The following is a 14,777-nucleotide window of genomic DNA, read 5'->3' on the forward strand; positions in this document are numbered from 1 at the left end:
GTCTTATCTGAATTTAAATGAGGTCCATTACTCACATTTAAAAAAGGGGGATTGTTTTTGCCTGGTTGCCAAGACCACACTATCCCTAATGTTAAACACGCCGTCCATGCTCTGATCTAGCAGATGCATTGTGCGTAAATCTTCGGAAAGCTGAATTAATGAGACCGTTAAATAATTTGATTTATTTTGTAGATTCTCAGATTGGGCAGTAGTTTTATAGACTAAATTTGACTGATCAAACACTTCAATATTCTTAAACACGCTACGGCGAACAACTTGTATTTGCCCATTTCCAGGTAGGCGTAATTCGTTTATTAATTTTCCGGTTTTATCGTAATAGTAAAAGATTCCTGCTCCAGAGAATTTTGGGTTAACACACATATTTTGTGCATCAACGACCCATCTACCAATTAAATGGGACTCCAGTTTTTTAACGTCAACCTGAGCATGTATTTCTGGAGATGCAATTAAGGCAAGAGATATGCAAACAATTACATTTCTTAGCTTAAATTGCATATCAATCATTATGGCCTTACCTGATCAACCACGAGCTTTAACTGGTTAGCGCCAACTTTCACCACAATTGGCGCTGAATATAGGTCACCAGAAACTGGCTTAGCTTGACCTGATTTTGATACCCTCACCTCAACTGAAACGGCATTTAAATTAGATATAAGTGCATCTGGTGTCATCGCAAGCGCATCGTTTAATACAAAGCGCATTGGCAATTCGGATACTTTGCTACGCATAATCGCTACCGGCATACGCGCATCAGGCGCTTTTGCAATTACCATCACAATGTCATCTGGTTTAACTCTAGATTTAAGATCTGGACTAAGCTCAACAATGCCACCAACGCTTTTCCCTCCACTAACGCTTGGTGTTATTGGTTTATCTTGCGCAACATTCTCAGGTGGTAGATTGGCTTTACCACGGGCCTCCATGATAGACCCCTGAATCATTCTGGCGTCATCCGAATCTGCTGGCAATAATTTACTCAAACGCGTCCAAACTTGAATGGCACTTCTGTAATTACCTTCGTTGTAATCAGCAGTTCCTTCAAGCCAAAGCGCCATCATATTGTTCGGATCAGCTTTCAAAGCCCTCTTCAGAATTGCCCTAGGCTTACCCGCAAAGTTCCCATTGGCATTACTTGCGGCAACGTCAGCATAATCAGCCAACAATTGCGCATCCCCATCTAAATATGAGCCTGCGCGATCATATGCCTTTTCAGCATCTTTTGGGCGACCCATCACCTTATAAGATCTGGCCAACATAGCCCAGCCCTTCAAATTACTGGGATCTTGCTCCAATTTCGCGGCAAGGCCTTGAACCATTTTTTCAACATCTTGTTGAGCCACCTGTTGCTTTGCACTGCCATCCGCAATTTGCTGCGCACTTCCAAGCCAGTAATAGATAAGCGCCGCCAGTGCAGGCACAAAGACTATTGCAGCAATCATGGTTTTTTTAGGTAGAACCTAGAACCGCAACGCCATCCTCATCTTGGGTATCTTGAAACAATCGCTGACGAATTTCTGCATGGGCTATTTGATAGCTACGCTCATCAATTAAACCATCAGCTCGCTCTTTCTCAATCTTAGCAAGCTCCTCTTTATATATGGCGGCATTTAACTGCTTACGAGAGGCGTGCTGATCATTAGCCCTCCAAACAAATGGTCTAAATAGAAGCACCAAAACCAAAACTACCAACAAGAAGGCTGCAGCATAAAAAGTAATCATTGATCATCTCGCAAGAGCGCATCGACGCGTTTATTGTCATCATCTGAGAGGGTAACGTTGACCACTTGGCTATTGCGTCGACGTAAATACATTAGCAAAGCTACCATACCTGCAATCATTAATACAAACGGGCCCGCCCAAAGTAGCCATGTTGTCGGTTTAACAGGTGGACGATATAAAACAAAGTCGCCATATCGATCAACCATAAAGGTTCTTATTTCAGCATCGGTTTTGCCTTGCTTAATCAAATCACGAATTTCTCGGCGCAAATCTTGGGCTAACTCCGAACGCGATCCCGATAAAGATTCATTCTGGCAAACCAAACAGCGCATTTCTTCGGAGATGGATATCAAGCGTTGCTCTACAACAGGATCCTCAGCCAGCGGGGCAGCTTCATCGGCATGCGCAAAGCTAAATAACACCACTAAACCAAAAGAGATAAATATTTTCTTAAGCATCATTTACTCTTTTTTCAATTTTTCAATAAGCGGGTACATAGACTTTTCTAAAACATCCCGTGTAACAGGTCCAATTTGCTTAAAGCGAATAATCCCCGCTTTATCAATGATGTAAGTTTCTGGGACTCCGTATACGCCATAATTAATCCCCACTCGACCATCGTTATCCATTGCGGATAAGACATAAGGGTTGCCTTGTCTAGCTAACATTTCTATAGCGTCGGCTCGCTTATCTTTATAGTCAAGCCCAATTAATGGGGCTATCTGCGATTTACCCAACTCAACCAACATAGGATGCTCTTCGCGACAAGCAACGCACCATGACGCCCAGACATTCAATATCCACACCTGGCCTTTCATATCTTCTGGCGAGAATGTTTTGCTGGGCTCAGTTAGTTGTGGAACTCTAAATGCAGGCGCTGGCTTATTAATCAAAGGTGACGGAACCTCACGAGGATCGCGATTCAAACCAACCGCCAAAAACCCTACAAGCACTACAAACAGGAGTAGAGGGATGATAAATTTTGCTTTCATATTCTTTTTATTCTTTTGAGTTCTTTTTGATTTTTAAGCGATAACGCTTATCCAGAACCGCAAATAAGCCGCCAAGCGCCATCAACAAGCAACCACCCCAGATCCAATCAACAAATGGTTTGTAATACACCCTCACGGCCCAAGCATTTCTCTCAAGAGGTTCGCCCAGAGATACATAAATATCTCGCGTCAGACCAGCATCAATAGCCGCCTCAGTCATAGGCATCGCTGAAGAATCATAATTACGCTTCTCTGGATAAAGCACCTCTTGAAGCTTACCGCGACGACTCAATTCAAAAGCACCGCGCATTGCTTGGTAATTTGGTCCTTGCGCGGGTTTCACACTGATGAGCTCAATCTGATACCCGCCAACACTTACCGTATCACCCGGAGACATGCGGACATCTTTTTCCTCTTGATAGGCGCCTACCATGGTGACGCCAATCACAAATACCGCAATGCCAATATGACCTAACTGCATACCAATAAAGGATCTAGTAGGTTTACCTACCTTGTACTGCCTAATGATTTGCAAGGTGCTCGAGACAATAATCCAGAACGCCATCAAGAATCCCAATGCCGTCAGGATGGTGAACTCACCCATAAATAGTGGAATCACAATTGCGGCAATAAAAGCAATTAGAGCCGCAAGCCACAGACGTTGAATCAACTGCTTTAATTCAGCACTTTTCCAATTTGCCCATGGGCCTACTGCCATTAGGAACAATACGGGCACCATAATCGGCACAAATACCGCATTAAAGTAGGGAGGACCAACAGAAATTTTTCCTAAATTTAATGCATCGATTAAGAGTGGGTATAAGGTTCCCAACAAAACTGATCCTGCTGCGACAACTAAGAAAACGTTCCCCAACAATATAAGGGTCTCACGTGATATCAAGGAGAAAGCGCCACCCAATGTACTTTTAGGCGCTCTTAAGGCATACAAAAACAATGAAGACCCCACAACCAAGGAGAGCAACATCAAGATAAAAATGCCGCGACGTGGATCAGTAGCAAAGGCATGAACTGAAGTCAGAACACCAGAACGGACCAAGAAGGTTCCTAACAAGGACATTGAAAATGCGATGATCGCTAGCAATACTGTCCAGTTTTTAAATCCACCGCGCTTTTCAGTGACAGCTAAAGAATGCAACAAAGCCGTACCAATTAACCAGGGCATGAACGAGGCATTTTCTACTGGATCCCAGAACCACCAACCGCCCCAACCTAACTCGTAATAAGCCCACCAAGAACCCAAAGCTATACCAAGGGTTAAGAAAATCCATGCAGTAGTGGTCCAAGGACGTGACCAACGTGCCCATGCTGCATCTAGCTTGCCAGAAAGCAATGATGCAATTGCAAAAGCAAAAGCCACTGAGAAACCAACATATCCCATGTAGAGCATCGGCGGATGAAATACTAAACCTGGGTCTTGCAAAAGTGGATTGAGCGAGCGCCCATCTTGAGCTGCTGGCAAGAGGCGCTCAAAAGGATTGGATGTCGTCAGCACAAAAAGTAAAAGTCCTGTTGCCACCAAACCAAGTACAGCTAGCACTCGACCCACCATGAATTCATCTAAGGTTTTTGACAATTGCGCCACTGCAAATGCCCAACCCGTCAACAAGAAAATCCACAGCAACAACGAACCTTCGTGCCCACCCCAAACCGCACCCAAACGATATACCGTTGGTAATTGAGAATTTGAGTGCTCTGCTACATATAAAACTGAAAAATCATTTACATAGAAACACCATGCAAGCACACCAAAAGAGATTGCCAAAAGCAAAAATGAAATCTGTGTTGCAGGTCTAGCGAGTACTAGACATTCACGACGGCCTTGCTGCGCTCCAAGCAAAGGCAATACACCCTGAATAATAGAAACGCACAAAGCCAATATCAGCGCAAAATGTCCAATCTCTGGAATCATGGAATAGTTCATTATTTAGATCCATTCTTTTGCGCTTGCTCTAAAGCATGTTTAGCTTCAGGCGGCATATAGTTCTCATCGTGCTTGGCAAGAACTTCGCTTGCAACAAATTGGCCATTAGCATCAAGCTTGCCTTGCACTACGGCACCCTTACCTTCTTTAAATAAATCCGGAAGAATGCCCTTGTATGCAACTGGGATCTCTTTAACCATATCGGTGATGATGAAGTGCACAACTAAATCATCTCGTCTAAGCGAACCATCTTTTACCATTCCGCCTATCCTAAATGTTTGACCTTGAGGCGCTTTACCTGCAGCAACCTCGCTTGGGGTTACGTAGAGTGCAATATTGCTATTTAAAGCATTCAGGATCAGAACTGCGGCAATGGCCAATGTTGCTAGAGCGCCAACAATAATGAGCGCACGTTTATGTCTCGGTTTCACTTCATTCCTTCTTTATCAAATCTCTCAGCACGCACTTCACGGCGCAATCTAGAAACTACTGCAGCTCGTCTAGATCGAATCATTAGGGGTTCAATGATCAATACTAATAAACACAGTCCAAAACTAGCCCATACATAAAGGGCATAACCGCCCATAGCAAAAAATTCAACTGGTGAGTTCCACATGCTCATTTCACCCCCTCTAGAGATCTAACCCAATCTGAATGGGACTCGCGCTCCAAAATAATGACTCGCACCCTCATTAGTGCAACTGCTATGGAATACATCCAAAAGCAAAGTGCCATCAACAACATACCCCATAGCATCGTATGCGCCATTGCAGGAGCCTTATTAATTGAAACAGATGCGCCTTGGTGCAAAGTGTTCCACCACTTCACAGAAAAATAAATAATCGGCACATTCACTACACCGACTAACGCTAATATTGCGCCAGCTTTGTCAGCACGACGTGGATCATCAATAGATGCTTGCAATGCCATAAAACCGAGGTACAAAAATAGTAGGATTAATTCTGATGTTAGGCGCGCATCCCAAACCCACCAAGCGCCCCACATCGGCTTACCCCAAAAGGCGCCGGTCCATAAAGATAAAAAAGCCATCAGAGCGCCAGTTGGAGCCAGAGCTTGCGCCATCATGGCTGATAAACGAGTATTAAATACTAGGCCTAAACCAGCCCATACCGCCATGACGATATAAATAAACATGGACATCCAAGAAGCAGGCACATGGACGAAGATAATACGGTAGCCTTGACCTTGAACGGCATCAACGGGCGCAACAAAAAAACTAATCCATAAACCCGCAATACCAAATATCACCGCGAGAGCCCAGAAAAATGGAATTAACTTGCCAGCTAATGGGTAAAACGTTGCTGGGCTTGAAAACCTAAACCAATTTACTAACGGATGGGCTTTGCTATTTTCTTTATCACTCATTCGATTGCAATCCTTACAGCAGCAGTAGTTGCCCATGGAGCAAAAAATAATGCTAGTACTAGCAAAGCTCCCAATACAGAAAAATGCCCGCCAATATCAAGGCCGACGCTTTGTGCATAGACTGCACCTGCACCAAAAATTAATACGGGAATATATAGAGGCAATATCAATAAACTTAACAAAACACCGCCACCGCGAACCCCAAGAGTTAATGCTGCGCCAATTGCGCCAATCAGAGACAAAATAGGTGTTCCTAACAATAAGGCCAAAATAAAGACTCCTAATGTGCCCATATCCAAATCAAATTGAATACCAATGACTGGTGCCAACAACACTAATGGCAAACCACATACCAGCCAATGTGCAACAATTTTACCCCCCACAAGTAAGACTAATGGGGTAGGCGAGAGAGCCATTTGCTCTAGAGTTCCATCTGCATAATCAGCAGCAAAAAGTCGCTGTAAACCTAACATCGTCGAGAGCAAAGCGGCTACCCATATCACTCCAGGCGCAATCTTGCGCAATAAAGCAGTATCAGCGCCGATACCCAAAGGAAATAGACTGGTCACAATCACAAAAAAGAACAAAATAGTCAGAACTTCGCTCTTGCGACGCATCACTAGCAATAAATCTCGACGAATGACGGCTAAAAAAGCATTCATAACTGAACCACTCTTCCGCCTGCAATTGAAATAGTCTGATGGCTAGTCAAAATAGCAATGCCATCATTGGCAATATGCTCAGCAATCAATTTCGAGAGCATCTCAACCGCATTAACATCTAATGCATTGAATGGCTCATCCAAAATCCACAACTTGGCCTTACGTAAAAGCAATCTGGCCAGAAGCACTCTTCGCTTTTGGCCAGCAGACAAACAATTGACAGGCAATTCTTCGCGCCCTCGCAAACCAAAGCGATGCAATGATTGCAAAATCTCTTTATCGGAAACCGCAACCCCATCTAAAGCCGTAGCAATCGATAAATTTTCAAATGCAGTTAAGTCTTCCTTAAGAGAGTCGCGATGACCCAGAAATAGCAAATCGCGATGATATTGAGAAGGATCTTCAAAAATCGATTGGTTACCCCATAGAATCTCACCAGTAGCGGGTTTTGATAAACCGGCCAAGATGCGGAGCAAGCTTGTTTTACCAATCCCATTCTCGCCACGAATGTGGAGCCACTCCCCACTAGTCACCTGCAGATCTAAGTTGGTAAAAAGGGTGCGTTCACCCCGCACGCAGGTTAAAGAACGGACACTTAATGAGAGTGAATGAATCGCCAAATGCTAACTCTTATAAATTGACAAAAAAATGGCTGAGAAATCTATCTCAGCCATTGTCCAAGAGCCTTGAGGGGCTGTCAAACCCTTATTTGCACATCAGTCATCATCAGGCTCCTCATACTCTTTTGGCAAGTGGTGCGCAATACCTTTATGACAATCAATACATGTTTTGCCAGCCTCTTTAGCCTTCATGTGCTTCTTGTAAGGCGTTTGCTTCTGCAGCTCTGGGCTCATTGCATCAAAGTCATGGCAATTACGGCACTCACGAGAGTTACTCTCCTTCATGCGCTTCCATTCATGACCAGCCAGTTCCATACGCTTAGCTTCAAACTTCTCAGGCGTATCAATTGAGCCAGTGATTTTTCCCCAAACCTCAAAGCTAGCTTTGGATTTGCGAATCATCTTGTGTACCCAGTCCTTAGGTACGTGGCAATCAGAACAAATTGCTCGAACGCCAGAACGATTGCTGTAGTGAATAGTCTCTTTGTACTCTTGATATACCGTATCACGCATCTCATGACAGGTTGTACAGAAAGCCAAAGTATTTGTCGCCTCCATCCCGGTATTGAAAGCACCCCAAAACAAGATGCCAGCAATAAATCCCGTTACAGAAATTGCCAGTATCGAATACTTTGCACTGGGTTTTTTCAGGAAAGCCCACAGCTTCTTTAATGCCCCTGGTTCTCTATTCATAAATATTCTCCGATAAGGCATTAAAGGTTAATCAAAGGTGTAGGTGTAGTTAACCATCACAGCATTAACAGCATAGCTTGGCGCAGTCTGATTGGTGGGCATAATTCCTGATACGCCTCCTGAACTAACGCTATATGCGTTATAAAAATAATCGCTGCTATATAAACGCTGATACCAATATTGCATTCCTAGTTTGGAATTTTTATCTAGTTGGTAATTACCGCCTAGCTTTAATATCGCTAAATTATTTTGAATTCCAGGTGCGCTTCCACAATATCCAGCATTTGCAGTTGCACAAACTCCTGGCGTAGATGTTGTGTTGTAAATTGAATTAGCAAGAGATAAAGTAGCATCCGCATTTAATGTTACCTTGCCATTTAGCAGTCCACCCTGCTTAAGACCCAAGCCTATAGTGGTAGCGTTGGTTTGTAGCTGATTAAAATATACGCCAACAGTTGATTGATCGCTCAATACCCGCTGCATACTCTGCTGAGTAACGTAAGCGTTTATGGTTCCAGCCTCGGCATAAGCGTATGTGCTATCTAAATTTAAACTCCAAGAATAGCCATTCTGAACACCATACACTGAATTAGGATAAGTATCGCTGGTATATTTTCCACCAAGGGTAAAAGATAGTTGCTCTGTTGTTTGCCAATCTACGCTACCTTTACCCGAATACTGTCTGCGAGAAGCCTCAAAAAATGGATAAAACCCAGGATAATTAATGTTCCAATTTGATGGACTTGAATTTCCGCTAATAGCCATCATTGAATTGGTATTATCCCAAGTGGTTTGCCGGTTGCTATAGCCCGCACCCAATTTAACATTAACTCCATCGACCACTTTAACCTTATAAAGTGCATTCGCACTATTTTGCACACTGGCATTCGCTGGCATACAGCCTGAACTATTGTAAAAAGTTGATCCGGTTGCGATGGTTGCAGATGAATAGTATGTTGCAGGCGTCTGACCAGGTGTGCCGTACTGATTACACCAACGGTTAACATTAGAATTCTCAAGTGTAAGACTTACCCTCTGGGCATTAGTAATACGATAATCCGCCCCCAACAATATTTGCGCCTGCTTAATACTCTCTGGTGTATTGGGAATATTGGACATGTGAGGAGTATTTCGTGTACTAGAAGTGCCATCTACCGCAAAAAAGTTATACATATTAGATTGCGTTAAATTATCACGCTGATCAAATTTTCCAGCCGCAGTTAAAGTTAAATCCTTAACAGATTGATCGGTAACCTTTAAGTCTGCATGGGTTGTGTTAACAACCCCATTTAAAGATCCATAAGGCGCAGCTTGTGCCATCATCCCGTTATTGGCGCTACTGGTCGTAACGCCGGGATCATAACTTCCCGAAAATCCTTGATTTTGCGTATTTTGACTAATTGAGAAATTTCCAGTCAATTTAGTTTTTGAGGAAAAATCGTAACCACCAGCTAAATTCAGCTGATTTAAAAAATTGCTAGGGGCCGTGCTTATTGTTTGAATTGGATTGCCATTTCCGGAGCCAGATGTAGCGCCAGTAGTATTAAAGGCTTGCCACTGAAATCCTTTATAGCCATTTTCAAAATATGAGCCAAAATATGAGGCTGTAAAGTGTGAATTATCACCTTTCCAGTTTGCCGCCAAATTAAATGTATTCGTTTGATAGTTCGTCGGCATTGGCAAAATTGCAATTGTCTGGGAGGTACCAGCATTCCCCCCAGCCGCAACCGCTCCAGCAACAGCCTGCAACTTTGCACCTGTTTGCACTAAATTATTAAATTCAAAAGAAATGTTAAAGTCTTTATCTATTATTTTGCTTGCAGATAGGCTAGTGTTATATCTAGTGCTCGATACGCCCATGTTACTTAAATCACCAATCACAGTCGAAGACGTCGCTGGATTGGTACCTGTCGAAGCTCCACCAGTCAAATTACTTGGCAATACATAATAATTCCCACCCATCGAACCACGATATGGCGTATTGTATGTATTGCTAATATTGTGTTGCAACTGATCAAAGCCAACGCCAACACTCCAATTCCCCTGATCCTCATATGACGCACTAGCTGAACGGGAGGTCAAACCTAAGTTATCGCCAACAACCGACCAGCGAGTAGTATCACCACTCTCGTTATTTTTATAAGCACCTCCACCACGAATGTTCAAAGCACCATTCGGATAAATTCCAGAGGGATTTCCATAGAGGCCGTTGTATTCACCAAATTTTGCAGAATTTTGATCAACACCAATTACCTCAACTTGAACGGTACTTTTGGGCTGTGTCAAATCCCTAATCTCATCCGAGTCCGCTATTGCAGTATTGGTGAAAAAGACTGTCGTAACTGCCATTGCAATAGCAGTTTTTTTGAAACTAAATATTTTTGCATTTTTCATTTCATGCTCTCTGAATTAATTTCATTAAATATCAACGCTGCAAATATCCGCCGGCTGGGCTATTGGAGCCATGCACCATCGTGTGGCAGTTCATACAAGCACGCCCCATCAAACTAGAACTTGGAGATGTAGTAAATGGCTTGCCGGCAACATTGGGGCCAGGCAACTTACCACTATCATGCGGCTTATCATGACAGTCGTCACACAAGAATGGAGGACGATCTTTTAATAGCGGTGTGATATTTGAACCATGCGGGGTGTGGCAATTTGCGCAGTTCTCCACCACAGGCTGATGCTCGAACAATACTGGACCGCGTTTCTCTGCATGGCAAAGGAAGCAGGTTTCATTGAGCGTATTTTTCTTGAGCAGTTGTGGACCTGCAGAACCGTGTGGGTTATGACAATCAGAGCAAACTACTTTTCCAACCTCAATTGGGTGAGTAGATGTTTTATAACTATCTGCACGCTGCTCTTTGTGGCAGGTGTAGCAAACTTGAGTTTGGGTTTTCTTGACACGTACTTTGTCAACTGGATTGTGGACAACGTGACAATCATTGCAAGCAACGTCATTTACTTGGTGCTGCGAACCATTCCAGTTAGTGCGCTTTTCACCTTTGTGGCAATTCTGACACTGACCCATGCGCTCTTGACTTGGGCTCTTATCGTAAACACCCTTCTTAAATACAAAATCAGGTGATGGGCGACCTTTGCCATCCTTATCACCGGCCAAGTGTTTATCACTTTGGCCATGGCAGGAAGTACAAGATGGTGTTCTGGAATCACCTTTTACACCGTGCTTAGTTTGATAGATAGAAAGGATTGGAGCATTTTCACTCTCATCGTGGCACTTGGTGCACTTGGCATCTTCTTTAAAAGCGGCCTTTGCAACATCTGCTTTGGTAGGAGTTAAATCTGGCAGATTATTTTGTGCAAATGCAAAGGGTGCCACACCAATGGCACCCAACACCGCGCTAATTACTAGAAGTTTTTTGAAGATCTTCATTTGCATTCCTCGTGACTACGATTTCGAGTTTTTATTTCTATTTCTTTTTTTAATTTCAGCTTTTAATTCTTACTGAGCCAAAATCCACTGCACCAAGTTCTTCACTTGATCCATATCTTTTGGTGGGGAGGTTTTTACAACCTTGTGCTCTTCTTCATGACCATCTGGGAACTTTGCTTTTTCACCAGAAGTTAAATGGTTCACTAATTTCGCTTCAGCATTTGGTTTGCCTTTGTATTTTTCGGCAACACTGTGATATGAAGGACCATCTTTATCTTTATCAATAGCGTGGCACTTGAAACAATTATTTTGTTTGGCCAATGCTTTAGCAGCTTCTGCATCTGGTGCAGCGCTTGCTACTGATGAGAATGCCAAGGCTGCAAAACCGATAACTGCAGCACTGAAGATTTGTTTAGCTTGTGTCATTTAATTCTCCTTGTGGGTGCCTTGGAAATACCCAAGACACAATTACTTAAGGAGAATTCTATTTTTTAGGCTAGTTATTAGATATAGGATTGCTTAGGTAAATATCCATAGGAATATTCCTATAGGAGATAGGACTAATCTGCTTATTTATCTAAATCTAACAATTTATGCTCAATGGCATACCGAATGAGGTCTGCCTGATTGGAAAGTCCAAGCTTTGAAAGAATGTGGGTTTTGTGGGTGCTAATTGTCTTAATGCTCAAGGAAAACTCGTCTGCAATATCAGTCAGACTTACCCCCTTCACAATGCGAACCAGAACCTCGTGTTCACGATCTGAGAGTGCACTATGAAGATGGTTATTGGCACCAGGCGCTACATCTGTAGCTAATAGTTCAGCTACTTTTTGACTAATAAACATACCTCCAGTAGCAACCTTTCGTATCGCAGGAACGAAATGATCACTGTCCTCTTCTTTTGAAAGGTAACCTGATGCGCCGGCGCGAATTGCTCTCACCGCATATTGCTCTTCAGGGTGCATACTGAAAATCAATATGGGTAATTTGGGGCTTTCAGCTTTAATAAGCTTAATAAGCTCAATGCCATTTCTGCCGGGCATAGATAAATCCAATACCACCATACTCCAGTCGCGCTCACGGACTCTCTCTAAGACTTGATTACCGTTAGCAGCCTCGCCAGCAACAACAAGATCATCCGTATCGGCCAAAATTTTTCTAAGGCCATCCCGAATAATTGCGTGGTCATCTGCTACCAACACCTCAAGCTTCATGCATTAACCTCAGAAAAGATTGGGGAATCCAAGTCAAACTCAACCCGAATGACAACTCCAGACAGTCTACCATTTGCCATGGTGAACTTAGCACCCAATGCATTCGCTCGCTCGCGCATGCTAACTAATCCAAATCCGCCAGACTGCATTTCCGCTGGCAAACCAATGCCATTATCAGAAATTGTTAGAGTTAAATAATGCTCATCTTTGTCTAAAGTAATTTGCACTAAAGTTGCCTGTGCATGTCGAGCAATATTGGTTAATGATTCCTGCACAATTCTGAAAAGTGCAGTTGCCAATTCAGAATTGCTCACACATACTTCCGCATTCAAATTCAGCTCTACAGGCACATGAGTACGTTTTGTAAATTCGCCTATAAGCCATTTAACCGCCTCGGCAAATCCGAGATCATCCAATATGATGGGGCGTAATTCAGTGGAGATTCTGCGCACCGAAGCAATTGCCCCATCAAGCTGCTGCTTCATTTCTAAAATGCGATCTTCCGGAGGTAAACGCCCCTCTTTAATACGGCCATTAAGCCAAGTTAATTCCAACTTTAAGCCCGTCAGCTGCTGACCCAAATCATCATGCAACTCTCTTGCGATACGCGCCCTTTCCTCTTCGCGAATATTCTCTAAAGCTTCAGATAACCCCCTCAATTGACGGTTCATTTCGCGCAATTCAATTTCCGACTTACGTCTTTCAGTTACATCCCGCAGCACCGCAGTTAATTGCTTTTTGCCATTAATGATCGTTTGAGAAATAGTCGACTCAATTGGAAACTCGACACCATCAGAACGAAGCCCAACAATACCGAGCTGAGGGCCCATGGCCCGAGATCCCACTTCTGAACTGCCAAATTTTTTCACATGAGAATGATGGGCATCACGAAATCGTTCAGGCAATAACATCGCCAATGGTTGCCCCAGCACATCCTTAGCCTCCAAACCAAACATACGCTCTGCCGAGGGGTTAAATAAAATGATATTTTTATCCTCATCAACTGCAATAATCGCATCCATTACTGACTCAATGGTATGTCGATATCGATCATGAACCATACCCAATTCGTCGGCCAACTTTTGTTGACGCATTGCTTCACGAATCAGCAATCCGGCGGCCACTATGATAAAAAGACTGACCAAAGTTGAACTCATGACGATAGGAATGGCAGTCTCACGCCAAGAAGCCAAAGCCTCTTCCTCATCATTAGTCACTGCAATGAATAATGGAAACTTGGGTACGGCACCTAAAACTAAATCCTCGTTTTCTCCGATATTTTTTAGGTGTGGCAAAAACAGTAATTTTCCATAATCCAACCTGGGCAATTCCAAACCCAACTCAGGACCTCTTTCACCGATCATATTGTCTCGATGCGGAAAGCTTGCAAGCAAAATACCATCATCCCTATATAGGGATACTGGACGCGGATAATCCAGCTTCATCAGTTTGTATACATCCTCAAAATGCGCGATATCGATGGTGGCAACAATCAGCCCTCTAAACACACCATCTTCACTGATAATTTTTCTTGCCAAATATATAATCCATGACTTTGTTTGTGCATCATGAATGGGCTTACTAATAAAAAGATTTTTACCTCCTTGGCTTAAGAAGGTCTTGTAGTACTCATGGCTACCAACATCAATCCTTTTCTTAGGTTGCTCAACCGATGAATTAATTACATAGCCATTTGGGTCAATTAAGAATAGGGAATCCATTTGGCGCATACCCAAAACTCTGGTAGCTAGTAGTAAATGGATTTCAAAACTATCCAATGACAATTGCGCAGCATAAGGAGCGGCTAAACGATTTTGCACGCCCCGCAATACCAAGTCTGCACTTTCAAAACTACGCTCGGTCTGCTCAACAAAAATTTTGGTAATGCCCACCGTCTCTGCGCGAGTATGAGCAAGTTCACGCTTACGTAAATCCCAAAGCAAAAAGGTCGTGGACAAAGCCACTATAACAATAGTTACAGTGGCAAAAAAGCCAATGGGGTAGGCTGGGCGCCCATGAAAATTCATGGATGCATATTACCCGATTAGATACATTTGATCCATATCAACAAACCATTGGGATTTTCAGAATTCATACCAATTGCAATCTAGATCTGCCTATACTGAATCAA

General features: G+C 43.1%; 17 protein-coding genes. All 17 read right to left on the reverse strand.

From position 1 onward, the window contains the following. Nucleotides 1–27 precede the first annotated feature (27 nt). The 17 genes from DCO17_RS08010 to DCO17_RS08085 all read right to left on the reverse strand — a co-directional run bounded on the left by DCO17_RS08010 (nucleotide 28) and on the right by DCO17_RS08085 (nucleotide 14,673). Nucleotides 28–525, reverse strand: a complete 498-nt coding sequence (locus DCO17_RS08010) for a hypothetical protein (RefSeq protein ID WP_217425413.1) — start codon at nucleotides 523–525, stop codon at nucleotides 28–30. Then, nucleotides 525–1,460: a tetratricopeptide repeat protein gene (locus DCO17_RS08015; protein WP_254598745.1), complete on the reverse strand. Its 936-nt coding sequence runs from the start codon at nucleotides 1,458–1,460 to the stop codon at nucleotides 525–527. The genes DCO17_RS08010 and DCO17_RS08015 overlap by 1 nt, the downstream gene beginning before the upstream one ends. A gap of 7 nt (nucleotides 1,461–1,467) precedes the next feature. Further along, complete coding sequence (gene ccmI / locus DCO17_RS10500) at nucleotides 1,468–1,740, reverse strand: c-type cytochrome biogenesis protein CcmI (protein WP_254598746.1); 273 nt, start codon at nucleotides 1,738–1,740, stop codon at nucleotides 1,468–1,470. Further along, nucleotides 1,737–2,201, reverse strand: coding sequence for a cytochrome c-type biogenesis protein (locus DCO17_RS08020; protein WP_254598747.1), 465 nt, complete (start codon nucleotides 2,199–2,201; stop codon nucleotides 1,737–1,739). Before DCO17_RS08020 ends, ccmI begins: the two co-directional genes overlap by 4 nt. After that, nucleotides 2,202–2,732, reverse strand: a complete 531-nt coding sequence (locus DCO17_RS08025; RefSeq protein WP_173956215.1) for a DsbE family thiol:disulfide interchange protein — start codon at nucleotides 2,730–2,732, stop codon at nucleotides 2,202–2,204. It abuts the gene before it with no gap. Nucleotides 2,733–2,739: 7 nt separating this feature from the next. Next, a complete protein-coding gene (locus DCO17_RS08030; protein WP_173956760.1) occupies nucleotides 2,740–4,662 on the reverse strand; it encodes a heme lyase CcmF/NrfE family subunit in 1,923 nt (640 codons plus the stop codon). Nucleotides 4,663–4,673: 11 nt separating this feature from the next. After that, complete coding sequence (gene ccmE, locus DCO17_RS08035) at nucleotides 4,674–5,105, reverse strand: cytochrome c maturation protein CcmE (protein ID WP_173956216.1); 432 nt, start codon at nucleotides 5,103–5,105, stop codon at nucleotides 4,674–4,676. Then, entirely contained in the window at nucleotides 5,102–5,296 is a 195-nt protein-coding gene (ccmD, locus tag DCO17_RS08040; protein ID WP_254598748.1) for a heme exporter protein CcmD, read from the reverse strand. Before ccmD ends, ccmE begins: the two co-directional genes overlap by 4 nt. Then, nucleotides 5,293–6,060, reverse strand: a complete 768-nt coding sequence (locus tag DCO17_RS08045) for a heme ABC transporter permease (RefSeq protein ID WP_173956217.1) — start codon at nucleotides 6,058–6,060, stop codon at nucleotides 5,293–5,295. Before DCO17_RS08045 ends, ccmD begins: the two co-directional genes overlap by 4 nt. Continuing rightward, the gene (ccmB, locus tag DCO17_RS08050; protein ID WP_173956218.1) at nucleotides 6,057–6,722 is read right to left on the reverse strand and encodes a heme exporter protein CcmB; all 666 of its coding nucleotides are present in this window, start codon (nucleotides 6,720–6,722) and stop codon (nucleotides 6,057–6,059) included. Before ccmB ends, DCO17_RS08045 begins: the two co-directional genes overlap by 4 nt. Then, entirely contained in the window at nucleotides 6,719–7,342 is a 624-nt protein-coding gene (ccmA, locus tag DCO17_RS08055) for a cytochrome c biogenesis heme-transporting ATPase CcmA (protein ID WP_217425414.1), read from the reverse strand. Before ccmA ends, ccmB begins: the two co-directional genes overlap by 4 nt. A gap of 96 nt (nucleotides 7,343–7,438) precedes the next feature. After that, entirely contained in the window at nucleotides 7,439–8,035 is a 597-nt protein-coding gene (locus tag DCO17_RS08060; RefSeq protein ID WP_173956219.1) for a NapC/NirT family cytochrome c, read from the reverse strand. 27 nt (nucleotides 8,036–8,062) lie between these two features. Continuing rightward, a complete protein-coding gene (locus DCO17_RS08065; RefSeq protein WP_173956220.1) occupies nucleotides 8,063–10,429 on the reverse strand; it encodes an MtrB/PioB family decaheme-associated outer membrane protein in 2,367 nt (788 codons plus the stop codon). A 31-nt stretch (nucleotides 10,430–10,460) separates the two neighbouring features. Continuing rightward, entirely contained in the window at nucleotides 10,461–11,432 is a 972-nt protein-coding gene (locus tag DCO17_RS08070) for a DmsE family decaheme c-type cytochrome (RefSeq protein WP_173956221.1), read from the reverse strand. A 69-nt stretch (nucleotides 11,433–11,501) separates the two neighbouring features. Further along, nucleotides 11,502–11,858 carry a c-type cytochrome gene (locus DCO17_RS08075; RefSeq protein ID WP_173956222.1) on the reverse strand — a complete coding sequence of 119 codons (357 nt, stop codon included), beginning with the start codon at nucleotides 11,856–11,858 and terminating at the stop codon, nucleotides 11,502–11,504. Nucleotides 11,859–12,001: 143 nt separating this feature from the next. Next, on the reverse strand, nucleotides 12,002–12,646 hold the full coding sequence (locus DCO17_RS08080) for a response regulator (protein ID WP_173956223.1): 645 nt from the start codon (nucleotides 12,644–12,646) through the stop codon (nucleotides 12,002–12,004). Beyond that, entirely contained in the window at nucleotides 12,643–14,673 is a 2,031-nt protein-coding gene (locus DCO17_RS08085) for a PAS domain S-box protein (RefSeq protein WP_173956224.1), read from the reverse strand. The genes DCO17_RS08080 and DCO17_RS08085 overlap by 4 nt, the downstream gene beginning before the upstream one ends. Nucleotides 14,674–14,777: the final 104 nt, after the last annotated feature.

Source organism: Polynucleobacter tropicus (assembly GCF_013307225.1).
In the GTDB taxonomy this organism is placed as follows: Bacteria; Pseudomonadota; Gammaproteobacteria; order Burkholderiales; family Burkholderiaceae; genus Polynucleobacter; species Polynucleobacter tropicus.